A 25,443-nucleotide genomic window follows, 5' to 3' on the forward strand; every position below is an offset into this window, starting at 1 on the left:
TCAGGCGGCGGATTCGCCTTGCAGACCGGATTCGTCCGCAACACCGTGCGTCCATCCGGGCACGGTCACGTAGTAGCGCAGGGCCTTTCCTTGGCCCGCCGTATGAAGCATGCCGTTGCGCACCAGGTCCGACAGGTCGCGCGTAGCCGTTGCCTTCGAGACACGCACCATCTTCAGGTACTTCTCGACGTTGAGCCCGCCAAGAAAGCCGCCGTCGCCAGCCTCGAGCAACCTGCACAACAACAGCCGCTGCCGCTCGTTGATTGCATGCCGCGCATGCCTGGACCAGAAGCGCGAGCGTTCCAGCGAAGACTGGATCACAAGGCTCGATGCGATGCATGCGTGCCCGAAGGCCTGCGCAAACCATTGCACGAAGGCGGTCACGTCCATGCCGCCGGACTGGCCCGCGGCCAGCGCGTCGTAGTAGCCCTTGCGGTCGACAAGCAGTTGCCTTGAGAGACTGAAAAGGCGCGTCGATGCACCCGTGTCTTGTGCCAGCGCCGTATCGGCTATCGCCCGGCCGACGCGGCCGTTGCCGTCTTCGAACGGGTGGATGGTTTCGAACCACAGATGAGCAATGGCAGCGCGCGCAATGCCGTCCATGCCGGCGTGCCGTGATTGCGCGAACCACGCTAGAAAGGCGTCCATCTCCTGTGCGACGGAAGAGGAGGGTGGCGCCGTGTAGTGCACGACCTCCCTGCCCGGCAGGCCGCTCACGATCTGCATGGGATCTGCATGGTCCCGGTACCGGCCGACAGCGATGCGCCGGATGCCCGTGGTGCCGCCGGGAAAGAGCGCCGACTGCCAGCGGCACAGCCGGTCTGCATCGAGCGGCTGGTCGAAATGGGTCGTGGCGTCGTGAATGACTTCGACCAGACCATCGACATGCCTGTCGGTCGGACCTGTGTCGCCGGTACCGAGGCGCCGCATCACCGAGGAGCGCACCGCCGCAAGCTCGAGCCGTTCGCCTTCGATGGCTGCGGTGGCCACGGCCTCCTGCATCCATAACTCCTGCTCGGCTTCGACCAAGCCTTCCAGCCCGATGGCGCGCGCCATGCCGCTCACTTCTCCCTTGAGCTCGCGCGCGCGCAGCAGCGCGGGGCTCGCGGCGGCCGCGTCATAACGCAGTTGCGGCCAATCAGGCTGCTGCCAAGTGTAGAGCGGGGCGGAGATGGCCATGCGCCGAATTTTAGATGAATCGGCTCAAAAAATGATTCGTAAATGTGAATTTGCGGCGCAGCGCGGTCGTTTGAGGCGCCAAACACACGGAACTGTCACCTGTAGCAAACTCGCCGGACCGCTTCGCTCAACACAGCCAACGCCAATGACCCAACCGCCTCCCGCCCTCGAAGTCCTCCCCCGCGACCTCTCCGCCTACCGCAAGGGCAACGTCGGCATCGACTACGTGCACCGCTTCGAGTCCGGCAAGCCCGGCCCGCACGTGCTGATCAATGCGCTCACGCACGGCAACGAAATCTGCGGCATGACCGCCGCCACGCACCTGCTCGACACCAACGTGCGCCCGAAGATCGGCACGCTGACCGTGAGCTTCGCCAACGTGGAAGCGTACGAGTCTTTCGACAAGGCGCTGCCCTTCGACAGCCGCCAGCTGGTGCACAACCTCAACCGCATCTGGTCGCCCGAATGGCTCGACGGCACCGAAGACAGCCCCGAGCTGCGCCGTGCCCGCGTGCTGCGCCCGGTGGTGAGCGCGGCCGACCACATCCTGGACATTCACTCCACCAGCCAGCCGGTGATTCCGTTCTGGGTGTACCCCGCCTACGACCGCAATGCCGAAGCGGCGATGGCCATCGGCCGTCCGTCGGTGCATCTGGTGATGCCCGAGGGCCTGGGCTCCGGCACACCGCTGATCCAGCATGGCCGCCATGGCCTGCCTGAAGGCAAGGGCGTGGCGCTGGTGGCCGAGTGCGGCCAGCACTTCCTGCGTTCCGCCTCCGAGTTGGCCACCGCCATTGCGCTCGACTTTCTGGCGCACTTCGGCCTCATCGACAAGGACCCGGCCGTGCCGCCGCCCGGCCCGCAGCGCCGCTTCGAGCTGCTGCAGACGCACGTCATCAAGTCGGAAGAGTTTGCCTTCGTGCGCCCGCTGATCGGCTTCGAGACTTTTGCCAAGGGCGAGCTGATTGCCACCAACGGACCGGACGAGATTCGCGCGCCGTGCGACGACTGCACGATCTTCATGCCCGCGCAGCGCGTGATCGTGGGGCGCGAGGCGGTGTATTTGACGAAGCCGGTCTGAGCTCGGTCGGCAGATCAGGCGGCGACGATTTCAGGAGTGAATGCGTCCCCGACGCTGGGCCATCTCAAGCCGCAATGAACAGCGCCGGGTCCACCATCGCCCGGTTCAACATCACCGACCAGTGCAGATGCGGCCCCGTCACGCGACCGGTGGCGCCCACTGCCGCGAGCTGCTCGCCCGTCTTCAGCACATCGCCCACCCTCACATCGACCCGGCTCAGGTGGCAATACATCGTGAGCAGGCCACCGCCGTGGTCGAGCCACACGGTGCCGCCGTTGAAGAAATAGTCTCCCGTATCGATCACCCGGCCCGGCAGCGGCGCCAGCACGGGCGTGCCGGTACCGGCTGCGATGTCCATGCCGCTGTGCGGATTGCGCGACTGGCCATTGAACACACGGCGCAGGCCGAACGAGCTGGAGCGGCGGCCGGGCACGGGGACGCGCATCTGCAACGAGGCGTTCGGCCGCAGGTCGGTGAACGTGGCCATCACGGTGGCAAGGTGAGCGCGTTCGCGCTCGTAGCGCGCCTCGTCTTCGGGCGAGAGATCCACAGTGCGCGGCGGCACTGTCAGGCGCTGCTCGCGGTACTGTTTGGCACCTACCGTGTAGGCGATCTGCTTTTCGGTGCCGCTCTCGGTCCGCATCGCAATGCTGGCGTCGCCGGGCGAGGTTGCGAGCGGAATGCCGACCAGCGCCGTCCACTCGATGGCGTCGCCCAGCACGAGCAAGGGCACGTCGCCTGCAAAGGCTTCGGGGCGCTTGGCGCTCGGGCCGAGCGACAGCCGTGCCACGCCGCCCGGCACCTGGGACGCATGTGGCCAGACGTCCGAATGCTGTTGTTGCTTGGACTTTGCAGGAGCGGCCGCGGCGACGCGCGTTGCGGGCAGCGCCAGCAGGCCGAGCGCCCCCAGCAGTGCGCCACGGCGATTCAGGGCAGGCGAGAGAAAACCGGGGGAAGAGGGTCGGATGTGCATGGAAAGGGAGATCGAAGGAAACAGGTGCTGCCGCGTGGCCGCGTTACTCGAGCCATATGCCGGGCGCCAATCCATCGAGCGTGTGCGGTCCGATGGCGGCGCGGATCAGGCGCAGGGTGGGCAGCCCCACGGCGGCAGTCATGCGCCGGACCTGGCGGTTGCGGCCTTCGCTGATCGCGAGTTCCAGCCACGCGGTGGGAATGCTCTTGCGTTCGCGAATGGGCGGTTGCCGCTCCCACACGTCGGGCGGTGGGTCGAGCAGGCGCGCGCGGGCAGGGCGCGTGAGGCCGTCGTTGAGCTGCACGCCGCCGCGCAGGGCGGCCAGCGCCGCCTCGGTGGGCACGCCTTCCACCTGCACCCAATAGGTCTTCTCCATCTTGAAACGCGGATCGGCGATGCGCGCCTGGAGTTGGCCGTCGTTGGTGAGCAGCAGCAGGCCCTCGCTGTCGGCATCGAGACGGCCGGCCACATAGACATCGGGAATGTCGATGAAGTCTTTCAGCCCGCGCCAGCGGCCTTCGGGCGTGAACTGGCTGAGGACGCCGTAGGGCTTGTTGAAACGGATCAGGCGGGAGGAACTCGGAGAATTCATGACCCCCGCAGGATATCGTGCAGCTGAGCAGTGGCTACTTGCCCCAGCTGTCCCGCATCCCCGCCGCGCGGTTGAACACGTGCTTGCCATCCGTACCGGCCTTCGCATCGCGCACGAAGTACCCATGCCGCTCGAACTGAAACGCCGCGCCGTCTTCGGCATTGGCCAGCGACGGCTCGACGAACGCAGTGCAGGTTTCCAGGCTCTGCCTGTTCAACTCGTCCAGCAGTTCCCCGCTGCCCGGGTTCGCCGCCGCAAACAGGCGCTCGTACAACCGCACCTTGGCCTGCACCGCATCGGCCACGGCCACCCAGGTGATGTTGCCCTTCACCTTGATGGCGTCCGCGCCCGGGGTGCCGCTCTTGGTGTCGGGCACCAGCGTGGCCTGCACTTCGAGCAGCTTGCCGGCGGCATCGCGTGTGGCGCCGGTGCATTCGATGGTGTGGCCGTACTTCAGGCGCACCCTGTTGCCGGGGAACAGGCGGAAGAAGCCCTTGGGTTGCACGTCTTCGTAGTCGGTGCTTTCGATCCACACCTCGCGGCCGATCTTGAAATGGCGCAGGCCGGCTTCGGGGTCGCGCGGGTTGACGGGGGCGGTGCAGTCGTCGAGCACGCCGTCGCCGTCCATCAAATCGCCCCAGTTGGTGATCACCAGCTTGACCGGGTCGAGCACGGCCATGGCGCGCGGGGCGATGGGGTCGAGCGTGTCGCGCAGCGCGGCCTCCAGGCTGGCGTAGTCGATCCAGCCGCCGGATTTCGTCGTGCCGCTGCGTTCGCAGAACAGGCGCAGCGCCTCGGGCGTGTAGCCGCGGCGGCGCAGGCCGGCCAGGGTGGGCATGCGCGGGTCGTCCCAGCCGTCGACGTGCTTTTCTTCGACCAGCTGGCGCAGCTTGCGCTTGCTGGTCATCACGTGGGTGACGTTGAGGCGCGCAAATTCATACTGGCGCGGGTGCGGGCTGGCGATCAGGCCGCCTTCGGCCAGACGGTCGAGCAGCCAGTCGTAGAAGGGGCGCTGGTCTTCGAACTCCAGCGTGCAGATGGAGTGGGTGATCTGCTCGAGCGCGTCTTCGATGGGGTGCGCAAAGGTGTACATCGGGTAGATGCACCACTTGTCGCCGGTGTTGTGGTGCGTTGCGCGCCGAATGCGGTACAGCGCGGGGTCGCGCATGTTGATATTGGGGCTCGCCATGTCGATCTTGGCGCGCAGGATGGCGGCGCCATCAGGCAGCTGGCCGTCTCGCATGGCGCGGAAGCGGGCCAAATTTTCTTCCACACTGCGGCTGCGGAAGGGGCTGTGGGTGCCGGGCGTGTTGAAGTCGCCGCGGTTGGCGCGAATTTCTTCGGCGCTTTGCTCGTCCACATAGGCCAGGCCGGCGCCGATCAGGTATTCGGCGGCGCGGTACATGAAGTCGAAGTAGTCGCTTGCGAAGTATTCGTGCGGCTGCAGGGTGCCTGGTGCGCTCGGGCGGTCGGCCAGGTAGGTTTCATAGCCGAGCCACTTGACCGCGTCGCGGATGGAGTCGACGTATTCCTGCTCTTCTTTTTCGGGGTTGGTGTCGTCGAAGCGCAGGTGGCACACCGCCGCCGTATTCCTTGGCCAGCTCGAAGTTGAGCCAGATGCTCTTGGCGTGGCCGATGTGCAGGTAACCGTTTGGCTCGGGCGGAAAGCGCATGCGCACCTTGGCCGGGTCGGCCATGCCTTGGGCATGATGGGCGGCGTCGCCGGGCGAGCCACCCCATTTGCGGCCAGAATAGGCCCCCTGCGCAAGGTCGTTTTCGATCACGTGGCGCAGAAAATTACTCGGTGCGGCGGCCGTCTTGGGGCTGTCTTTGTCGGTCGGGGAGGTCATTGCGGCATTCTAGAGGGCACCCCCTGCCGGTTACCTTTGGCAACGTTCTTCACATTGCGGCGGGCAACCGCTTTGCATTTGGCGCGTTCAATACCTACATGGGCCGAAACGCCCCAACAAGGAGTTCCAGATCATGAGCCTCACACGTTCAACCTTCTTCAAATGGGCCGCCGCGGGTGTCGTGGCAGCCGGTGCATTGTTTGCGGCCACTTCGGCCAGTGCCCGCGGCGACGTGAGCTGGTCGGTCGGCGTGGGTCTTCCGGGCGTGTCCGTGGGCGTGGGCGCTCCGGCCTACTACCCGGCCCCGGTCTACGCAGCCCCCGCGCCGGTGTACTACGACGCGCCGCCGCCGGTGTACTACCGCCCGCCGCCGCCGGTTTACTACCGTCCGGCCCCGGTGTACTACGCACCGCCGGCGTACTACGCACCGCGTTATTACGGCCCGCGTGGCTACTACCGCGGCCATGGGCACGGTCACGGCCACTGGCGTTAAGTAGCGGAGCGGCGCCTTCGTTGGCGCCTGCCAGGCAAAGAAGCCGGTCCTGAAGGGCCGGCTTTTTTCATGGGCATTCGGGCGCCCGTAAATTTCACATGGCGCGAAACAGGTGGCCGTAAAGACGGCTGACGGGTATTTTCTCGGGCCGGCCGCGCAGATCGAGATGCAGCTTGCCGGCCTCGTCGCGGTGCACGGCCTCCACGGCCGAGCTGCGCACCACCACGGCGCGATGCACCTGCCAGAAGACCTCCGGGTCGAGCTGGGTCAGCAACTGCTTCAGCGGCGTGCGAATCAGGTATTCGTGCGTGGCGGTGAGCACGCGAATGTATTTGTCGGCCGCCTCGAAATACAGCACTTCGTCGATCGGAACCATGCGCACGGTGCTGCCGGCGGCTTCGCTGGCGGCAATCATGCGCAGCGGGGCGCCGGGGGCGGAGGATGCCGACGCGCCGTTGCCGGCAGCGGCGGCCAGCACCTGGCGCCACTGCGCAAGGGTTTTCTCGAGCGCTTCGTCGGCTGCGGCCGATTTCGGTTGCTGCTGCCCGGCCAGCGCCTGCTGAAGCCGCAGCACGGTCTTGCGCAGGCGCTCGGGCTGCACGGGCTTGAGCACGTAGTCGATGGCCTGGGTCTCGAAGGCGCGGGCGGCGTATTCGTCGTAGGCGGTCACGAAAACCAGCTGCGGCATGGGCGCCTCGTCGGTGGGCCAGCGGTCGGCCAGTTCGGCGGCGGCGCCCAGGCCGTCGAGGCCGGGCATGCGGATGTCGAAGAACAACACCTGCGGCAGCAGCCGCAAGGCCTCGCGCACGGCGCTGCGGCCGTCGCCCGCGGTGGCAAGCAGCTGCAGTTCGGGCCACGCCGCGGCCAGTTCGGCCTTGAGGGCGTGGGCGAGCAAGGGCTCGTCTTCGGCGATGAGTGCGGTCGGGTTCATGCGTGTGGCGGCAAGGGAAAGCTGAGTGTGGTGCGGGTTCCGCCGGCGGGCTCGGCGGCCAGGCTCATGCGGCCTTGGTCGCCGTACACCGTGGCCAGCCGCTCGCGCACTTGTTCGAGCCCGAAGCCGCTGCCCTCCGAGGGCGGCGCGCCGTCGAGGCCGACGCCTGTGTCGCTCACTTCGATGACCAGCCGGCCGGCGTCCTGGCGTGCGCGCACGGCGATCTCGCCGCCTTCCACCTTGGGCTCCAGCCCGTGGCGGATGCTGTTTTCCACCAGCGGCTGCAAGAGCAGCGGCGGCACGGGCGTGTCGCGCAAATCTTCCGGCAGTTCGAGCGTGTAGCGCAGGCGCTCGCCCATGCGCACCGACATCAGTTCGAGGTAATCGGCCAACCGTTCGAACTCGGCCGACAGCGGATGCGCGAGCGCGCGCGAACCGCTGAGCGTCATGCGCAGGTAGTTGTTCAGGCGGTCCAGCATGGCCACGGCGCGCGGCGGGTCGGTCGTGATCAGCACGCGCAGGTTGGCCAATGTGTTGAACAGCATGTGCGGCTCGAGTTGCGTTTCGAGCAGCTTGAGCCGTGCCTCGGTGGCGTTGCGCTGCGCCAGCTCGATCTGGCGCAGCATGTGCTTGCTCCTGCCGAGGCTGTAGAAGAAGAAGCACATACAGACGGTGGCCGTCACCGTGATGATGATCGTGGTCGCGAGCTTGCGCTCCCCGAAGCTGCCGAAGTCGAGCAGGGGCTGATGGGTCCAGGCGTCGCCGATGGCATTGCCCCCCAGAAAGCCGACTGTCACGCCGCCAGCCACCAGCAGGTAGCCCCAGGGTCCGGATGGCCAGAGGATCTCCCTGTGGCCGCTGATCAGCAGCCGGCCCACGTCGATGAAGAGCCAGCTGATCAGCCCGATGGACATCGAATACACCATCTGCGCGCTCCAGCTCCCGTGCTGGGTGATGGCCAGCGCTGCGGCAATGAAGCAGCAGAAGGCGACGGTCATCAGGCCATGCCGGAGCATGCTCCGGATGTTCTCCGCGCGAAAGCGGGGGAGCGCGCCGACGCTCATCCGCGCTCCCCGGCCCGCAGCGTGCGCCGTTCGCGCTCGACCAGCCGGTCATAGAAGCTGCCGCCGGGCGCAATGAACCAGATGACCGCGCCGTGGATCAGCAGGCCCAGGCCCCAGCCCATGAGCGGATACACCGCCCAGGTGTGGCCGCGCGATGCGGAGAGCGCGACCAGCCCGAGGTTGACCAGCACATAGACCAAGGCATGGATGTACCAGCCCATCTTGGCGCCGGCGCGGCGGCGGGCGAGCTTGTCGAGGTCGGAAAAGGCCGGGGTCGAAGAGGGATGGGCATTCATGACAGGTCTCCTCAGGATAAAAGTCGATCAGGAATTGGAGGTGGCGCGCAGTACGAAATGCGGAACGATACCGCCGGTGCACCGCATGTAGGTCCGGTATTCGTCGCCGAAAGACTCGAGCAGCATCCGCTCCTCATGGGGCTTGCGGATGGCGTAGAGCAGGCTGACCGCCACGAGTGCAGCCCAGCCGGCGATCCAGTTGTTCAGCATCAGGGCCTGGCCCAGGCCCATGGCGAAGAACGACGCATACATGGGATGCCGGATGCGGCGATAGACACCCTGCGTGACCAAGCGGTGGTTCCGGTTCAGTTCCAGAGTCACGGACCAGCTGGTGCCCAGGTCGGCATGCGATCGCCAGAACAGCCACAGCGCGCACCCCATGGCCAGCGTGCCGGCCCAAGTGAGGGCGATCGGCATCGTGTAGTTGGCTGCGTCGAGCCAAGGGGTCAGTATCAGGACGACTGGCAGGCCGATCTGGCAGGCTCCGACGAGGACGATCAGCAGGCGGTCGCGCATGTCGGCACGGCTGAGTGTTTTTTCTTCTGACGAAGCGCGGCGCTGGAACGCGGCGCGAATCGCGAGGTAGACGGCAGTACCGGCGGCAAACGCGATATGTGAAGACTGAAGGTTCACGACTGGGCTTTCGATTCGGAGTGCTGGCGCTTACGCCGCGGCAGCGCCGGGCGCTTCGGCGAGCGATGCGGCGAGCACGACCGAGACGGCAATCTTGAGGATCAGAAAGAGCACGGTCATGGCGGTTCCTGGAGTGTGGCCGGCGGCGATCTTAGGCTGCGCGGGCGGCCACGGCCATGGCGTCGCTACGGATCGCCAGCTTCCACAGGCGCACGGCGCGGGCCGCGAAAATGCCGCTGAAGGCGCCATACAGCATGGGAACCGCCACGGCGAAGCTGGCCTGCTGGCGCAGCTCGGGGTGCATGGCCAGCGCGACCCCCACCGCGTACTTGGTGAAGAAAATACCCATCATCAGCACCAGCGGCACCGCGCTGCCGGCCAGGTGAAATTCGCGTGCCGCCCTGTCGTAGCGGGTGCTTGCGGGCAAGGGGCTCTGCAGCACCAGCAGCACCAGCGCGGCGGCCGCCACGGCCCAGCCGAGCAGGGCACCGGGCGAATCGCCGAAGGCCGAGATCACGCCGGCCAATGAGAGGCCGGTCATGGCGATGGGCATCACGGTCACCTTCGTCAGGCCGACGCTGCCGGCGAGCAGCTGCTTGCAGCCGAGCCACAGCAGCAGCACGAAAACGGCGAAAACCCACTTCGGGGTGTGAAGAATGATTTGCAGCAGCATGGTGTTTCTCCTGTGAAAAGACGATTCGATGGGCGGACTGTGCCGGCGCCCCGCCACAGCCGCCACGGCCCTGCGACGAAACGCCAGTCGGCGGCGCCAGACGCAGCGAACGGACGCGAAATGCAGCGCCGCGGCACAGCTTTACCGGCGCTTTACGGTTCATAAGACAGGAGCGCTACGATCCGGCGCTCCACTAGCGGCCGTACTTGCGCATTGCCACACACCCATGGAATCTCCGAACTCCGAGCCTTCTTCCGGCGATTCGCCTGCTGTTCAACCGGTACACCCTGCCTCGTCTCCACCGCCCCGGCCGCCTTCGCGCCGCAGGATCTGGCTCGGCAGCCTGATCGCGCTGCTGTTGCTCCTGGTGTTGGGAGGCGGCGCCTGGTATCTCATCAACCGCAAGAGCAGTCCCGCCGGCGGGCCGGGTTTCGGCGGCGTGACCGCCACGGTCGGGCATGCGGCGGCGCGCGAAATCGAGCTGCCGGTGACCATCGAAGCGCTCGGCACGGTCACGCCGCTGGCGACCATCACGCTCAAGGCGCAGGTCGGCGGCGTGCTGACCGAAGTGCTGTTCACCGAAGGGCAGACGGTCGCGAGGAACCAGCTGCTCGCGCGCATCGACCCCCGGCCCTACGAGCAGGCGCTGATGCAGGCCCGCGGCACGCGCCAGCGCGACGAGGCGCAGCTCGAAGCCGCGCGCGTCACGCTTGCGCGCTACCGCACGCTGCTTGGGCAGGACTCCATTGCCCGGCAAGACGTCGACACCCAGGCCGCGCTGGTCCGGCAGCTGGAAGGCACCGTCACCACCGACCTGGCCGCCGAGGCCGCCGCCAAGCTGAATCTCGACTACACCCGCATCACCTCGCCCGTGGCCGGCCGCATCGGCTTGCGCGCGGTGGATGCGGGCAACACCGTCACGGCCAATGCGACAACGGGCATCGCGGTCATCACGCAGATGAACCCGATCGACGTGCAGTTCTCGGTGCCGCAAGACCGCGTGCCCGACATCCAGGCGCAGCTTGCCAAGGGCGAGCCGCTACCGGTCACTGCCTTCGACCGTAACCGCGCGGCCACGCTCGATACGGGAACCTTCTCCACGCTCGACAACGTGGTCGATACCACCACCGGCACGGTGAAGGCCAAGGCCCGCTTCGGCAATGCGCAGACCACGCTGTTCCCGAGCCAGTTCGTCAACGTGCAGTTGCTGCTGCGCAAGGTGCGCGCGGTGGTGGTGCCGGTCACGGCGGTGCGCACCGGCCCCAATGGCGACTATGTGTATGTCATCAACGACGACCGCACCGTGTCGATGCGCCAGGTGAAGCGCGGCGAGGCCAATGCCGATGTGGTGGCCATCACTTCAGGCTTGAAGTCCGGCGAGAACGTCGTGACCGAGGGCGGCGACCGCATCAAGGATGGCGGGGTCGTGCAGCTGCAGGGCGACCGGCCCGCGGCAGGCCCGCGCGGCGGCGCCTCGGGGCCGCGCGGTGCGGCTTCGGGTCCACGCGGCCAGCGCGGCGAAGGCGGTGGGGAGCGGCGGCGCCAGCGCGCTCCTGAATGACGAGCAACCCACGGAACCAGCGAGCGCGTTCGCGATGAGTCCCTCCCGCCCTTTTATCGAACGGCCGGTGGCCACGGCGCTGCTGATGGTCGCCATCGTGCTGGCCGGCTTTGTGGGCCTCCGGCTGCTGCCGCTGGCCGCGCTGCCGCAGGTCGACTACCCGACCATCCAGGTGCAGACCCTCTACCCCGGCGCCAGCCCCGAGGTCATGAGCCGCACCGTCACCGCCCCGCTCGAGCGCCAGTTCGGCCAGATGGCCGGGCTCAACCGCATGAGTTCGGTGAGCTCGGCGGGCGTGTCGATCGTCACGCTGCAGTTCGCGCTCGACCAGACCCTGGACGTGGCCGAGCAGCAGGTGCAGGCGGCCATCAACGCCGGCGGCTCTCTGCTGCCGGCCGACCTGCCGGCGCCGCCCGTGTACGCCAAGGTGAACCCGGCCGACGCGCCCGTTCTCACGCTGGCGGTGAGCTCGGAGACCATGCCGCTCACCGAGGTGCAGAACCTCGTGAACACGCGGCTCGCGCAGAAGATCAGCCAGGTCGGCGGCGTGGGGCTGGTGTCGCTGTCGGGCGGGCAGCGGCCGGCCGTGCGCATCCAGGCCGACACCAACGCGCTGGCGGCGGTAGGCATCGGCCTGGACACGCTGCGCAGCGCCATCACCGCGGCCAACGCCAACAGCGCCAAGGGCAGCTTCGACGGACCGCGGCGGGCCTACACCATCAATGCCAACGACCAGCTCGTGACGGCGGACGATTACAAGAACCTCATCGTCGCGTGGAAGAACGGCGCGCCGGTGAAGATGACCGACGTGGCGCGCGTGGTCGACGGCGCCGAGAACACGCAGCTGGGCGCCTGGGCCGCGCTGCGCGTGGGCGAGCGGGAACCGGTGCTGTACCCGGCCATCATCCTGAACGTGCAGCGCCAGCCGGGCGCCAACGTGATCGGCACGGTCGATGCCATCAAGAAGCAGCTGCCCGAGCTGCAGGCCTCGCTGCCGGGTTCGCTCAAGGTCGAAGTGCTGAGCGACCGCACCACCGGCATCCGCGCTTCGGTCTCTCACGTGCAGCTCGAACTGGGGCTGGCGGTCGTGATGGTGGTGCTGGTGATCTTCTTCTTCTTGCACAGCGTGCGCGCCACCATCATCGCGAGCCTGGCGGTGCCGATCTCGCTCATCGGCACCTGCGGCCTGATGTACCTGCTGGGCTACAGCCTCAACAACCTGAGCCTGATGGCATTGACCATTGCCACCGGCTTCGTGGTCGACGATGCGATCGTGATGATCGAGAACATCGCGCGCTACCTGGAGGAGGGCGATCCGCCGTTCAAGGCGGCCATCAAGGGCGCGACGCAAATCGGCTTCACGATCATTTCGCTGACCGTGTCGCTCATTGCGGTGCTGATTCCCCTCTTGTTCATGGGCGACGTGGTGGGCCGGTTGTTCCGCGAGTTCGCCGTCACATTGGCCATCACCATCCTGATTTCCGCGGTGGTGTCGCTCACGCTGGTGCCGATGATGTCGGCGCGCTGGCTCAAGCCGCAGGCCGAAGAAGGCGGGCGCTTCGGTGCCAGCGTGCAGCGCTTCTTCGACCGCGTGATCGGCCGCTACGACGTGTGGCTGCAATGGGTGTTGCGCCACCAGCCGCTGACCCTGGTCGTGGCGCTGGCGACGCTGGCACTCACCGTCCTGCTCTACGCCGTGATTCCCAAGGGACTGTTCCCGACGCAGGACACCGGGCAGCTGCAGGCGCGCATCGAGGCCGCGCAGGACGTGTCGTACACGCGCATGGCCGAGCTGCAGCAGCAGGCCGCCAACGCAATCCTGGCCGACCCCGAGGTCGCCAGCGTGAGCTCGGTGGTGGGCGTGGACGCGGCCAACAACACGGCGCTGAACACCGGCAGCATGCTCATCAACATGCGCGCCGGCCGCGGCGACCAGGAAGCCACGATGCAGCGCCTGCGCGAGCGCGTGCGTGCCGTGGCGGGCGTCACGCTGTATCTGCAGCCCACGCAAGACCTGACCATCGACGCCGAAACCGGCCCGACCGAATTCCGCGTGTCGCTCGAAGGGGTGGACACCAGCACCGTGGATGCCTGGGCGCAAAAGCTCGTGGAGCGCCTGCGCTCCGAACCGCTGGTGCGCAATGCCACCACCAACGCAGGCGCGAAGGGCCTTGCCGCCTACGTGGACATCGACCGCAACACGGCCTCGCGTCTCTCCGTCACGGCCAGTTCGGTGGACGACACGCTCTACAGCGCGTTCGGCCAGCGCATCGTCTCGACCATCTTCACCGAAACCAACCAGTACCGCGTGATCCTCGAGGCGCAGCGCGAAGCCCTGGCCTCGCCGCAACTGCTGGGCAACCTGCAATTGCGTACCGGCAGCGGCGCGCCGACCACGCTGTCGTCGATTGCCACGGTGCGCGAGCAGTCGGCGCCGCTGCAGGTGACGCACGTGGCGCAGTACCCTGCCGCCACGGTGGGCTTCGACACGGCCGAGAACGTGGCGCTCGGCAAGTCGGTGGCGGCCATTCGCGCGGCGGCCAAGGAAATCGGCATGCCGGCGAGCGTGACGATGAGCTTCCTGGGCGCGGCGGGGGCCTACGAAAAGTCGCTCTCCAACCAGCTGTGGCTCATTCTGGCGGCGGTGGTGTGCGTGTACATCGTGCTGGGCGTGCTGTATGAGAGCTACATCCATCCGCTGACGATTCTCTCGACGCTGCCCTCGGCGGGCGTGGGCGCGCTGCTGGCGCTCATGGTTACCGGCAATGACCTGGGCGTGATCGGCATCATCGGCATCATCCTGCTGATCGGCATCGTGAAGAAGAACGCGATCATGATGATCGACTTTGCCATCGACGCCGAGCGGCGCGAGGGCAAGTCGCCGCGGGAAGCCATTCACCAGGCGGCATTGCTGCGCTTCCGGCCTATTCTGATGACCACGCTGGCGGCGCTGTTCGCAGCGCTGCCGCTGATGTTCGGCTGGGGCGAGGGCGCCGAGCTGCGCAGGCCGCTGGGCCTCGCGATCTTCGGCGGGCTGGTGGTGAGCCAGGTGCTCACGCTGTTCACCACGCCGGTGGTGTACCTGGCGTTCGACCGCATGGGCCGCCGGTTCGGGCGCAAGCCGGAGGCCGTGGCGGAATGAATCTCTCCCGGCCTTTTGTCGAGCGCCCGATTGCCACGGTCTTGCTGACCATCGGCATCGCGCTGGCCGGGATTGCGGCGTTCTTCGTGCTGCCCGTGTCGCCGCTTCCGCAGGTCGACTACCCGGCCATTTCGGTGACCGCCAGCCTTGCGGGTGCGAGCCCGAGCACAATGGCGTCGAGCGTCGCAACGCCGCTGGAGCGTCGGCTCGGCGTGATCGCCGGTGTCAACGAACTCACCTCGACAAGCTCCAACGGTTCGACCCGCATCAGCCTGCAGTTCGACCTCAAGCGCAACATCGACAGCGCCGCGCGCGAGGTGCAGGCCGCCATCAACGCGGCGCGGGCCGACCTGCCGGCCACCCTGCGCAGCAACCCGAGCTACCGCAAGCGCAACCCGACGGCCGCGCCGGTCATGATCCTGGCGCTGACTTCCAAGACGCGCACACCGGGCCAGATCTACGAGGCCGTCTCCAACATCGTGAGCCAGAAGCTCTCGCAGGTGGAAGGCGTGGGAGAGGTCGAGATCGGCGGCGGCTCGCTGCCGGCCGTGCGGGTGGAGCTGGAGCCTTTCTCGCTCAACCGCTTCGGCATCAGCAGCGAAGACGTGCGCGCCGCCATCCAGGCCAACAACGCCAACCGGCCCAAGGGCGCTATCGAGAACGACGACCGCCGGCTGCAGATCTACACGCCCTCGCCGGGCCGGCACGCCGTGGAGTACCGCGACATGGTGATCGCCTGGCGCAACGGCGCGGCCGTGCGGCTGGGCGACGTGGCGCGGGTGATCGACAGCGTGGAGAACACACGCACCCTGGGCCTTTTCAACGGCGAGCCGGCGGTGATCGTGCTGGTCACGCAGGAGCCCGGCGCCAATATCATCGAAACCGTGGACGGCGTGCGCGACCTGATGCCCGAACTGCGCGCGCAGCTGCCGCAAGACATCGAGGTGCAGGTGGCGTCCGACCGCACCAACTCCATCCGCGCCTCGCTGCGCGAGATCGAGGCCACGCTCATGATCTCCATTGCGCTGGTGGTGCTGGTGGTCGGCCTGTTCCTGCGCAAGGCGCGCGCCACCATCATTCCCGCCGTGGCCACTGTGGTGTCGCTGCTCGGCACCTTCGGCGTGATGCACCTGCTGGGCTACAGCCTCAACAACCTGAGCCTGATGGCGCTCACGGTGGCCACGGGCTTCGTGGTGGACGACGCCATCGTGGTGCTCGAGAACACCAGCCGCCACATCGAGGCCGGCATGGGCCGCATCGAGGCGGCCTTGCGCGGCGCGCGCGAGGTGGGATTCACTGTGCTGTCGATCAGCCTCTCGCTGGTGGCGGTGTTCATTCCGCTGCTGTTCATGGACGGGCAGATCGGCCGGCTGTTCCGCGAATTCGCGGTCACGCTGTCGGTGGCGGTGCTGATCTCGCTGGTCATATCGCTCACCACCACGCCGATGCTGTGCGCCATGCTGCTCAAGCCCGAGGCACCCGACGCCAAGCCGCCGGGGCGCCTGGCGCGCATGTCGGAGGGCGTGTACCAGTGGAGCCTGCGCACCTATGCCCACAGCCTCGACTGGGCGCTCGCGAGCAAGGCCGTGGTCATGGTGGTGCTGCTGGCGGTGGTCGGCCTCAACGTGTACCTGTTCTCCGCCATTCCCAAGGGCTACTTCCCCGAGCAGGACAACGGGCAGCTCAACGCGGGCCTGCGCGCAGACCAGAGTATTTCATCGGTGGCGCTGAGCGAAAAGCTGCGCCAGGCGGTCGACATCATCCACAAGGACCCGGCGGTCGATTCCGTGGTGGGCTTCGCGGGCGGCAGCCGTTCGGGCGGTGGCTTCATGTTCGTCAACCTCAAGCCGGTGTCGCAGCGCAGCGAGAAGACCGCGGCAGTCGTCAACCGGCTGCGGCCGCAACTCAACCAGCTGACCGGCCTGCGCGTGTTCCTGAGCCCGGTGCAAGACCTGCGCATGGGCGGGCGTTCGAGCAACTCCGCCTTCCAGTACACGTTGAAGGGCGACAACCTCGCCGACCTGCGCACCTGGACCGCGAAGCTGGCGGACCGGCTGCGCCAGGAAACCGCGCTGACCGACGTCGACAGCGACCAGGCAGACAACGGCGTGGAGACTTACGTCGACGTCAACCGCGAAACCGCCGCGCGGCTCGGCGTGACTTCGAGCGCCGTCGACAACGCGCTCTACAACGCCTACGGGCAGCGCTCGGTCGCGACCATCTACGACGAGCTCAACCAGTATTCGGTGATCATGGAATGGGCGCCGCGCTACCAGCGAGCACCCGTGGTACTGAAGGACTTGTACGTGCCTTCGACGCTCACCAGCAGCACCACCGCGAGCGGCTCCACCACCGTGAGCTCGCTGGCCAACACCACCGACGCGAGCACCGGCACCTCGATCACCACATCGGCCAACCCCGGCCTGCGAACCGCGTCCACCGGCCAGGCGCTGGCGGCGAACACCACGCTGATGGTGCCGCTCTCGGCGCTGGCCAAGGTGAGCGAGCGCGCAGTGCCGAGCTCCATCGACCACCAGGACACCGAGCTCGCGAGCACCGTGTCGTTCAACCTTGGCGAGGGCGTCACGCTACAGGATGCACGGCGCATCGTTGCGCAGGCCGAGGCGGACATTGCCATGCCCGTGAACGTGCGCGGCAGCTTCCAGGGCACAGCGCTGGCGGCACAGCAGTCGCAGGGGCAGCAGCTGGCGCTCATCCTGGCGGCCATCGTCGTCATCTACATCGTGCTGGGCGTGCTCTATGAAAGCCTGATCCACCCGATCACGGTGCTGACCACGCTGCCTTCGGCGGGCGTCGGTGCGGTGCTGGCGCTGCTGCTGTTCCGCATGGAGTTCTCGATCATTGCGCTCATCGGGCTCTTCCTTTTGATCGGCATCGTGAAGAAGAACGCGATCCTGATCATCGACTTTGCACTCGAAGCCGAGCGCGCGCGTGGCATCTCGGCCGTGGAAGCGGTGCGCGAGGCTTGCCTGCTGCGCTTCCGGCCGATTCTCATGACCACGCTGGCCGCGGCGCTCGGCGCGCTGCCGCTGGCCATCGGCTTCGGCCAGGGCTCCGAGCTGCGCCAGCCGCTGGGCGTGGCGATCATCGGCGGCCTCGTGGCGAGCCAGCTGCTCACGCTGCTGACTACGCCCGTGGTCTACGTGTTGCTCGACAAGCTGCGCCGGCGCTCCGGCAACGAGCGGCATCTGAGCCGCGCCGCCAGTTCGCCGACATGAACAGAAGAACGAACGAACCTGCCATGAAACAACGACAACGCACTCAATCGCATCTGCCCGGCAGGCTGTCCGCACTCGTGTTGGCCGCCATGGTGGCCGGCTGCGCTGTAGGTCCCGCCTACGAGGTACCCACCGCGGCCGCGCCCGCCGGATGGAAAGAGCAGAAGACCGCCGAAGGCTGGCTCCCGGCCGCGCCGGCCGATGCGCTCGACCGCGGCGAATGGTGGAAGCTCTTTGGTGACACCACGCTCGACGAGCTGGCCGCACGCGTGCAGGTGTCGAACCAGAACATCGCCGCGGCCGTCGCCAACTACGCGCAGGCTCAGGCCCTGGTGCGGGGCGAGCGCGCGGCGCTGTTCCCGACGGTGTCGCTCGACGGCAGCGCCAGGCGAAGCGGCAACGCTGGCGGCACCAGCAACGCGGCCAGCACCTTCTCCGCGTCGCTCGGCGTCGACTGGGCACCGGATGTGTGGGGGCGGTTGCGCCAAGCCGTGAGCAGCGCGCAGGCCAACGCACAGGCCAGCGAGGCCGACCTGGCTTCGGCGCGGCTCTCGGCCGTCGGTGACCTGGCGATCAACTATTTTTCGCTGCGCGAAACCGATGCCGAGATCGTGCTGCTCGACCAGACCATCGAGGGCTATCAGCGCGCCTACGAAATCACGAGCAACCGCTACAAGGCCGGCATTGCCGCGCAGACCGACGTGCTGCAGGCGCAGACCCAGCTCGTGAGCGCGCAGGCGGAGCGCGTGGGGCTGCAGCGCACCCGCGCCACGCTGGAGCACGCCATTGCCATGCTGGTGGGCGTGGCGCCGGCCGACTTCAGCCTGCCGGCCGCGCAGTGGACGCCCACGGTGCCTGGCATTCCGACCGGCGTGCCCTCGACGCTGCTGCAGCGCCGGCCCGACATCGCCGCAGCCGAGCGCGCGGTGGCGGCCGCCAATGCGCAGATCGGCATTGCGCGTTCGGCGTACTTTCCGAACTTCGGTCTCAGCGCCTCCGTCGGTGGCAACGCGAGCCGCGTGAAAGACCTGTTCAATGCATCCAACACGCTGTGGGCGCTCGGCCTGTCGGTCGCGCAGGTGGTGTTCGACGCGGGCGCCATCGGCGCGAGCGTCGATTCGGCCAAGGCCGGCCACGAAGCCAGCGTGGCGCGCTATCGCCAGACGGTGCTCGCTGCGTTCCAGGGGGTGGAAGACCAATTGACGGCGGGCGCCGCGCTGGCGCAGCAGGAAGGCCTGCGGCGCGAGGCCTCGGCCGCCGCCGACAAGACCGAGCAGCAACTGCTCAATCGGTATCGCGCGGCCCAGGTGAGCTACACGGAAGTGGTCACGGCCCAGGCAGCCGCGCTCAGCGCACGGCGCACGCTGGTGCAGTTGCAGGTGAATCGCCAGACCGCCGCGGTGGCGCTGATTCAAGCCCTGGGCGGCGGTTGGCAAGCGGGAGGGGCGGGCGGCGACACGCCCTTGTCGGCCGCACAGCCTCCCCCTCTCCGCTGAGCGGATTGAATTGGCTGTGCGCGGGACGGACCTTGGCCCGTCCCGTCAGCCCCGCCGCGTACAGCGTGCGGGGCGGCTCTTCACGATGCGATCAACCTGCCTTCAGTGCGCGTGACGGTCCATCGACCCGCCCAGGTAGTCCTTGTCGGTCACAAGCACCCAGAGCGCGAGCACCAGGATCGCCGCGGACACGAGCACTGCGTTGACCATCGCCTTCTCGACCGTGGCGAAGCCGAGCACCCAGGGGGATACGGCCAGCCAGACAGCGAGCGCGCCTTCGGTCCACTCTTCCCAGGCACGCGGAACCAAGGTTGCCCCCAGCGCCACGGCGCCCAGCACGATACCCGTCGCGACTGCGCTCCACATCGCAAAGGTGACGTCCTGGAACCCCAGGACCCAGGGCGAGACGATCAGCCACACGCCGAGAGCGACGTTGACCGGGTCTTGCCAATGCTTCACTTGCTTCATGGTCATTACCTCCTGTCGCAATAAAAAAACCGCGACACCACTTTGACGAAGCGTTTTCAGCGGGGTTCCGCGATGCGGCGCTGCAGCATGCGATTGGTTCGCCATGCCTAGTTCGCGACGGCCTCCTTCTAGCTTCCGCGCGCCACCGGCGGTACCAGGTACGCGCCCGATTCGAACAGCTGCGCTTCCGCCTGGTCGATGCGCCGGATCACCGGCTTGCCCGCGCGGCTCGCGAGCAGTTCGACCAGCGCCTCGGTCACGGCCACGCCGGCCGCGACCGACGGAAAGAACGAGGGGCTGTTGATCGTGAAGAGCAGCGTTTCGTCGGCCAGCAAGGACAGCGGCGACGCCACGCTGTCGGTAATGGCGACGATGCGGCAGCCCGCCGCCTTGGCCGCCTCCGCCACCTGCAGCGCCTCACGGGAATAGGGCATGAAGCTGGCGACGACCAGTGCATCGCCCTTTGCAAAAGCGCGCTGCTGCATTTCGAGCGAGCCGCCCTGGCCGTCGACCAGGTGCACGCTGGCGCGAAAGAGGCGGTACACATAGACGAACGAGAACGCGATCGGAAAGCACGCCCTGAACCCCGCCGCGTGTACCGCGGGCGCCTTCTCGATCAATGCGCAGGCCTTCTGCAGCGCCTGTTCGCTCTGCTGGTGCGTGGCCTCCAGGTTGCGGCGCTGCACCTCGAACATCTCGCCCGTGAGGCTCCTGTCCTGCGCGCGGCCGATGAGCTGCTTGGCGCGGCCGCCGTAGGTTTCGCTTCCCAGGCCCATGTCGCCCGCGAAGGCTTCCTTCAGCTGCGGCCAGCCCGCATACCCGAGGTGCTGCGCAAAGCGCACCAGCGTGGCGGGCGTGCTCTGCGCGCGCGTGCCCACGTTGCGCATCGACGCGGTCACCACTTCGTTGGGGTGATCGAGCACATAGCGCGCCACCTGCTGCAGTGCAGGGCTCAGTTCGTTGAAGCGCTGGCGGATCAGGTCTCTGGCACCCATGCGGGAGCTCCTATGGAATGTGTCTGGAACGAATGTACCGGAGTCGCGCCGGGTGTTCCACGCACGACCTGGAACGCGCGAAACGAACGGACCAGTTGACGGAACAATTGTTCCAAACAATAATCCATCGGAAACGTTAGTTCCAAATACGAATTCGACACCCACCGCCATGACGCACGTCTTCCATCGCCACCTTCGCCAGACTCCGCCTGTTGCCGCAGGCTCCAAAGGCATGTTCATCCGCGATGCCGAAGGGCGCGAATACCTCGATGCCTCGGGCGGCGCGGCCGTGTCGTCGCTCGGCCATGCGCACCCCGAAGTGCTGGCCGCGATGCACGCGCAGCTCGACAAGTTGGCCTACGCCCACACCAGCTTCTTCACCAGTGAGGTGGCCGAGCAGCTGGCCGACGAACTGATCGCCTCGGCGCCGGAAGGCATGAGCCATGTCTATCTGGTGAGCGGCGGTTCCGAGGCGGTGGAGGCGGCGCTCAAGATGGCGCGGCAGTACTTCGTCGAGATCGGCCAGCCGCAGCGCACGCACTTCATTGCGCGACGCCAGAGCTACCACGGCAACACGCTGGGCGCGCTCGCGGTGGGCGGCAACGCGTGGCGGCGCGAACCGTTCGCGCCCATCCTGGTGCCGGCCACGCACGTCGCGCCTTGCTACCCGTACCGCGAGCAGCGCACCGATGAAAGCGCCGAGCAATACGGGCTGCGCCTCGCGGCCGAGCTTGAAGCGGCCATCGTCGCGCAGGGCGCCGATCGCGTGATCGCCTTCGTGGCGGAAACAGTGGGCGGCGCCACGGCCGGCGTGCTCACGCCCGTGCCCGGCTACTTCAAGGCCGTGCGGTCGGTGTGCGACAAATACGGCGTGCTGCTGATCCTCGACGAGGTGATGTGCGGCATGGGCCGCACCGGCTCGCTGCACGCCTGCGAGCAGGAGGGCGTGGTGCCGGACCTCATGACCATTGCCAAGGGTCTGGGCGGTGGCTACCAGCCGATCGGCGCGGTGCTGGCGCAGGGCAAGATCGTCGATGCCATGTCGAAGGGCAGCGGCTTCTTCCAGCATGGCCACACCTACCTCGGGCATCCGATGGCCTGTGCGGCGGCGCTCGCGGTGCAGCAGGTGATCCGGCGCGACGGCCTGGTCACCAAGGTGCGCGACGACGGGGCCGCCTTCGGCGCCATGCTGGCCGAGGCGCTCGGCGGCCACGCGCATGTGGGCGACATCCGCGGCCGCGGGTTCTTCTGGGGCATCGAGCTGGTGGCCGACCGCGCGAGCAAGGCGCCGTTCGATCCGGCCTTCAAGATCAACGCCGCCATCAAGAAAGACGCCATGGCGCGCGGCCTGCTGTGCTATCCCTTCGGCGGCACGGTCGACGGCCGGCAGGGCGACCACGTGCTGCTCGCGCCGCCCTTCATCGCCACGCGGCAAGACCTGCGGGAAATCGCCACCCGTCTTGCAGCTTCCATCGACGCGGTGACGAGCACCGCCGCGCGCTGACCGCTCCCAATTTTCTCTCCGCTGTTTTCTTCAACCGCCGTTCCGAGGAGCGCTTCCATGCCCAAGCTTCGCCTGCCGATTCCCTTCGGTGCTGCCGCCCTCGCGGTGGCCTTTGCCGTCCTGTTGCCGCATACCGCCGCACAGGCCCAGGACACCAACGACACGCTTGCCAAGATCAAGGCGAGCGGCGCCATTACCTTCGGCTACCGCGAGTCGTCGTTCGGCTTCTCGTACCTCGACGGCAACCTGAAGCCGGTGGGCTACAGCATCGAGATCTGCAACCGCATCGTCGAGGCGGTGAAGAGCGAGCTCAAGCTGCCGGCCATCGAGATCAAGTACCAGGCCGTGACTTCGGCGAACCGCATTCCGCTGGTGCAGAACGGCACGGTCGACATCGAATGCGGCTCCACCACCAATCTCATCGAGCGCCAGAAGCAGGTCGCGTTTTCGCCGGACATCTTCCGCTACAACGTGCGCATGCTGGTCAAGGCGGATTCGGGCATCAAGAGCATTGCCGACCTGCAGGGCAAGACGGTGGTCACCACCACCGGCACCACGTCGTTCCGCCTGCTGCGCGAGGCCGACAAGGGCCGCAACCTCGAAGTGAACAACCTCGGCGGCAAGGACCACAGCGATTCGTTCCTGCTGGTGGAGAGCGGCAGGGCGCAGGCCTTCGTGCTCGACGACATCCTGCTGGCCGGCCAGATCGCGAATGCGCGCAACCCGAAGGACTTCGTCATCACAGGGGAGAGCCTGCGCACCGAAAATCAGTCGCTCATGCTGCGCAAGGACGACCCGGCCTTCAAGGCGCTGGTGGACCGCGTCGTGTCGGGCATGATGAAGTCGGGCGAAATGGAAAAGCTCTACAACAAATGGTTCATGTCGCCGATTCCGCCCAAGGGCATCAACATCAACTACCCGCTCAACGCCGAGACGAAAGAGGCCTTCGCCAACCCGTCGTCCAAGGGCATCTGACCACCGCTCCCGCATGACACGCATAGCCCTGATCCACGCGCTTTCGCATTCGGTTGCGCCCATCAATGCAGCCTTCGAGCGCGACTGGCCCGAGGCCGTGCGCATGAACCTGCTGGACGACAGCCTCTCGGCCGATCTGGAGCGCGGCGGCCAGGGGCTGGACGCTTCGATGCACGCGCGCTTTCAGCGTCTCGCGCAGTACGCTGTCGACACCGGCGCGCAGGGCATCCTCTTCACCTGCTCGGCCTTCGGGCCGTGCATCGAGGCGGTGGCGCGGCGGCATGCGGGCATTCCGGTTCTCAAGCCCAACGAGGCGATGGTCGCAGAGGCCGTGCAAGGGCAGAGCCAAGGGCAGGGCAAGCTCGGGCTCATCGCCACCTTTGCGGCCACTCTGGTGTCGATGCCGCCCGAGTTTCCGTCCGGCATCGCGCTCGACGCCGTGCTGGCCGAAGGCGCGCTCGAGGCGTTGAACGCCGGCGATACCGAGCGGCACGACGCCCTGATTGCCGCGCAGGCCGCAATGCTGCGCGAGCGCGGCTGCACGCGCATTGCGCTCGCGCAGTTCAGCATGGCGCGTGCGCGTGCTGCCTGCGAGCAGGCCAGCGGCCTGCCGGTACTGACCACCGTCGACAGCGCCGTGCGGGCGCTGCGGTTGCGCTCCGGGCAAGGCTGCTGACAAAAGCCCGCGGTGGTCCGGGGCTGCCTGAACCCGGCCTGACTCGACGCCTCGCCATAATTGGTGCTCTTTAAAGGAGTAAGCGTGGACATCGTTTTGCTGGTGAAGGCCGCTGTCATGGGCATCGTCGAGGGGCTGACCGAGTTTCTGCCGATCTCGTCGACCGGGCATCTGATTCTTGCGGGCTCGCTGCTCGGCTTCGACGACGCCAAGGCCAAGGTGTTCGACATCGCCATTCAGACGGGCGCGATCTTCGCGGTAATTCTTGTGTACTGGCAGAAGATCCACTCCACCGTGGTCGCGCTGCCGCGGCAGCCGAAGGCACGGCGCCTGGCCATCAACGTGATCATCGGCTTCCTGCCCGCCGTGGTGCTGGGCCTGATATTCGGCAAGATGATCAAGGCGCACCTCTTCACCCCGGTGGTGGTGGCGAGTACCTTCATCATCGGTGGCTTCATCATCCTGTGGGCCGAAAAGCGGCCGCCGGGTTCTGTGCGCATCGAGCACGTGGACGACATGACGATGTGGGACGCCCTCAAGGTCGGCCTGGTGCAGTGCTTTGCAATGATTCCGGGCACGAGCCGCAGCGGCTCGACCATCATCGGCGGCATGCTGCTGGGCCTCTCGCGCCAGGCGGCGACCGATTTTTCGTTCTTTCTCGCCATTCCGACGCTGATCGGCGCGGGCGCCTACAGCCTCTACAAGGAGCGTGCGCTGCTGTCAGCGGCCGACATTCCGCTGTTCGCCGTGGGATTGGTGTTCTCGTTCCTCAGCGCCTGGCTCTGCGTGCGTTGGCTGCTGAAGTACATCAGCACCCACGACTTCATTCCGTTCGCCTGGTATCGCATTGCCTTCGGCATCGTGGTGCTGGCCACGGCATGGACCGGTGTGGTGGTCTGGGCCGAGTAAACCTCAGCCCGCGGCGCTGGGCGTGGCCGCCGCCTCAGCGCGGCGAAAAATATTCGCCGGCCGCATGCGCCGTTTCCCGCGAGCCGAGCGCCAGCTTTTTATAGATGCCCTTGGTGCGGCGTTCCACCTCCAGCCGGGGCGCCGAGAACGTCTCGGCGATGTCGCTGTGGCTGCGTCCTTGGACCACGAGCTCGAGCATCTTGCGTTCGCGCGGCGTCAGCGCCGCGTCGGGCTCGGCCGCCGGGTCGGACGCGTGCTCCGCGTGCCAGGCAAGGACGCGCCGCGCAATGGAAGCGTCGATCGGCGCGCCGCCTTGCTCGATGCTGCGCAAGCCGATGCTGAGCTCGAGATCGTCGCGCTCCTTCAGCAGGTAGGCCACCGCACCGGCGCGCAACGCCGAAAAAATGACTTCCTCGGTGCGCGAGGCGGAAATTGCAACGGCGGGCACCTGCGGATGGTGCGCCTGCAGCCAGTCGATGAGCTCCACCCCGCTGCCCTCGGGCAAGCCGACATCCACCAGAGCCACGCCGAAGCGCCGGGTCTCGAGCAGTTCCATGGCCAGGTCGCCGCTTTCGACCCAGGTGATTTCCGGCTCGTCGCACCCGAGCATCGACAGGATGTAGAGCAAACGTTCCTGCATCGCCGGGTCGTTCTCGACCACCAGCGTCGGACTCAGAGAGACGGCTTCCGACTGAGACGTTGACATTTAGGCG

Annotated in this window: 21 protein-coding genes and 1 pseudogene; 10 read left to right on the forward strand and 12 right to left on the reverse strand. The window is 67.2% G+C overall.

The window, feature by feature from the left end; genetic code table 11:
• Window positions 1-1,179 carry a Fic family protein gene (locus tag QFZ42_RS05175; protein WP_307699931.1) on the reverse strand — a complete coding sequence of 393 codons (1,179 nt, stop codon included), beginning with the start codon at window positions 1,177-1,179 and terminating at the stop codon, window positions 1-3.
• Window positions 1,180-1,324: 145 nt separating this feature from the next.
• On the opposite strand from QFZ42_RS05175, the gene QFZ42_RS05180 reads away from it, so the two are divergent.
• The gene (locus tag QFZ42_RS05180; RefSeq protein ID WP_307699932.1) at window positions 1,325-2,260 is read left to right on the forward strand and encodes a succinylglutamate desuccinylase/aspartoacylase domain-containing protein; all 936 of its coding nucleotides are present in this window, start codon (window positions 1,325-1,327) and stop codon (window positions 2,258-2,260) included.
• 64 nt (window positions 2,261-2,324) lie between these two features.
• Here the strand turns inward: QFZ42_RS05180 and QFZ42_RS05185 are convergent, their stop codons facing one another.
• The 3 genes and pseudogenes from QFZ42_RS05185 to QFZ42_RS05195 form a co-directional block, all read right to left on the reverse strand.
• Window positions 2,325-3,233 (reverse strand): M23 family metallopeptidase, encoded by a 909-nt coding sequence (locus QFZ42_RS05185; protein WP_307699933.1) that lies wholly within the window; start codon window positions 3,231-3,233, stop codon window positions 2,325-2,327.
• A gap of 43 nt (window positions 3,234-3,276) precedes the next feature.
• Window positions 3,277-3,825, reverse strand: coding sequence for a pseudouridine synthase (locus tag QFZ42_RS05190; RefSeq protein WP_307699934.1), 549 nt, complete (start codon window positions 3,823-3,825; stop codon window positions 3,277-3,279).
• A 34-nt stretch (window positions 3,826-3,859) separates the two neighbouring features.
• Window positions 3,860-5,675 (reverse strand): annotated as a pseudogene (locus QFZ42_RS05195) (glutamine--tRNA ligase/YqeY domain fusion protein).
• A 133-nt stretch (window positions 5,676-5,808) separates the two neighbouring features.
• On the opposite strand from QFZ42_RS05195, the gene QFZ42_RS05200 reads away from it, so the two are divergent.
• The gene (locus QFZ42_RS05200) at window positions 5,809-6,168 is read left to right on the forward strand and encodes a hypothetical protein (RefSeq protein WP_307699935.1); all 360 of its coding nucleotides are present in this window, start codon (window positions 5,809-5,811) and stop codon (window positions 6,166-6,168) included.
• Between the two features lie 94 nt (window positions 6,169-6,262).
• On the opposite strand, the gene QFZ42_RS05205 is transcribed toward QFZ42_RS05200, so the two are convergent.
• The 5 genes from QFZ42_RS05205 to QFZ42_RS05225 form a co-directional block, all read right to left on the reverse strand.
• Window positions 6,263-7,099 carry a LytR/AlgR family response regulator transcription factor gene (locus QFZ42_RS05205; RefSeq protein WP_307699936.1) on the reverse strand — a complete coding sequence of 279 codons (837 nt, stop codon included), beginning with the start codon at window positions 7,097-7,099 and terminating at the stop codon, window positions 6,263-6,265.
• On the reverse strand, window positions 7,096-8,163 hold the full coding sequence (locus tag QFZ42_RS05210) for a sensor histidine kinase (RefSeq protein WP_307699937.1): 1,068 nt from the start codon (window positions 8,161-8,163) through the stop codon (window positions 7,096-7,098). The genes QFZ42_RS05205 and QFZ42_RS05210 overlap by 4 nt, the downstream gene beginning before the upstream one ends.
• A complete protein-coding gene (locus QFZ42_RS05215; RefSeq protein WP_307699938.1) occupies window positions 8,160-8,459 on the reverse strand; it encodes a 2TM domain-containing protein in 300 nt (99 codons plus the stop codon). The genes QFZ42_RS05210 and QFZ42_RS05215 overlap by 4 nt, the downstream gene beginning before the upstream one ends.
• 27 nt (window positions 8,460-8,486) lie before the next feature.
• On the reverse strand, window positions 8,487-9,092 hold the full coding sequence (locus tag QFZ42_RS05220; RefSeq protein WP_307699939.1) for a protein-S-isoprenylcysteine O-methyltransferase: 606 nt from the start codon (window positions 9,090-9,092) through the stop codon (window positions 8,487-8,489).
• Window positions 9,093-9,243: 151 nt separating this feature from the next.
• On the reverse strand, window positions 9,244-9,765 hold the full coding sequence (locus QFZ42_RS05225) for a DUF6622 family protein (protein ID WP_307699940.1): 522 nt from the start codon (window positions 9,763-9,765) through the stop codon (window positions 9,244-9,246).
• Window positions 9,766-9,991: 226 nt separating this feature from the next.
• Between QFZ42_RS05225 and QFZ42_RS05230 the strand changes: the two genes are divergently transcribed.
• Genes QFZ42_RS05230 through QFZ42_RS05245 form a run of 4 tightly spaced genes read left to right on the forward strand, consistent with a single transcriptional unit; the run spans window position 9,992 to window position 19,203 of the window.
• Entirely contained in the window at window positions 9,992-11,326 is a 1,335-nt protein-coding gene (locus QFZ42_RS05230; protein ID WP_307699941.1) for an efflux RND transporter periplasmic adaptor subunit, read from the forward strand.
• A 34-nt stretch (window positions 11,327-11,360) separates the two neighbouring features.
• Window positions 11,361-14,468, forward strand: a complete 3,108-nt coding sequence (locus QFZ42_RS05235) for an efflux RND transporter permease subunit (protein ID WP_307699942.1) — start codon at window positions 11,361-11,363, stop codon at window positions 14,466-14,468.
• Window positions 14,465-17,707 (forward strand): efflux RND transporter permease subunit, encoded by a 3,243-nt coding sequence (locus QFZ42_RS05240; RefSeq protein WP_307699943.1) that lies wholly within the window; start codon window positions 14,465-14,467, stop codon window positions 17,705-17,707. Before QFZ42_RS05235 ends, QFZ42_RS05240 begins: the two co-directional genes overlap by 4 nt.
• A 23-nt stretch (window positions 17,708-17,730) precedes the next feature.
• Window positions 17,731-19,203, forward strand: coding sequence for an efflux transporter outer membrane subunit (locus tag QFZ42_RS05245; RefSeq protein ID WP_307699944.1), 1,473 nt, complete (start codon window positions 17,731-17,733; stop codon window positions 19,201-19,203).
• A 102-nt stretch (window positions 19,204-19,305) separates the two neighbouring features.
• On the opposite strand, the gene QFZ42_RS05250 is transcribed toward QFZ42_RS05245, so the two are convergent.
• Window positions 19,306-19,671, reverse strand: coding sequence for an SPW repeat protein (locus QFZ42_RS05250; protein WP_307699945.1), 366 nt, complete (start codon window positions 19,669-19,671; stop codon window positions 19,306-19,308).
• Between the two features lie 128 nt (window positions 19,672-19,799).
• Entirely contained in the window at window positions 19,800-20,666 is an 867-nt protein-coding gene (locus QFZ42_RS05255) for a MurR/RpiR family transcriptional regulator (protein WP_307699946.1), read from the reverse strand.
• A gap of 169 nt (window positions 20,667-20,835) precedes the next feature.
• On the opposite strand from QFZ42_RS05255, the gene QFZ42_RS05260 reads away from it, so the two are divergent.
• The 4 genes from QFZ42_RS05260 (at window position 20,836) to QFZ42_RS05275 (ending at window position 24,730) form a co-directional block, all read left to right on the forward strand.
• Window positions 20,836-22,170 (forward strand): aspartate aminotransferase family protein, encoded by a 1,335-nt coding sequence (locus tag QFZ42_RS05260; RefSeq protein ID WP_307699947.1) that lies wholly within the window; start codon window positions 20,836-20,838, stop codon window positions 22,168-22,170.
• A gap of 57 nt (window positions 22,171-22,227) precedes the next feature.
• Window positions 22,228-23,145 carry a transporter substrate-binding domain-containing protein gene (locus QFZ42_RS05265; protein ID WP_307699948.1) on the forward strand — a complete coding sequence of 306 codons (918 nt, stop codon included), beginning with the start codon at window positions 22,228-22,230 and terminating at the stop codon, window positions 23,143-23,145.
• 13 nt (window positions 23,146-23,158) lie between these two features.
• Window positions 23,159-23,821: an aspartate/glutamate racemase family protein gene (locus tag QFZ42_RS05270; RefSeq protein WP_307699949.1), complete on the forward strand. Its 663-nt coding sequence runs from the start codon at window positions 23,159-23,161 to the stop codon at window positions 23,819-23,821.
• 84 nt (window positions 23,822-23,905) lie between these two features.
• Complete coding sequence (locus QFZ42_RS05275; protein WP_307699950.1) at window positions 23,906-24,730, forward strand: undecaprenyl-diphosphate phosphatase; 825 nt, start codon at window positions 23,906-23,908, stop codon at window positions 24,728-24,730.
• Between the two features lie 34 nt (window positions 24,731-24,764).
• On the opposite strand, the gene QFZ42_RS05280 is transcribed toward QFZ42_RS05275, so the two are convergent.
• Window positions 24,765-25,436, reverse strand: coding sequence for a response regulator transcription factor (locus tag QFZ42_RS05280; protein WP_307699951.1), 672 nt, complete (start codon window positions 25,434-25,436; stop codon window positions 24,765-24,767).
• Window positions 25,437-25,443 lie beyond the last annotated feature (7 nt).

It is taken from the genome of Variovorax paradoxus (assembly GCF_030815855.1).
GTDB classification, from domain to species: Bacteria; Pseudomonadota; Gammaproteobacteria; order Burkholderiales; family Burkholderiaceae_C; genus Variovorax; species Variovorax paradoxus_M.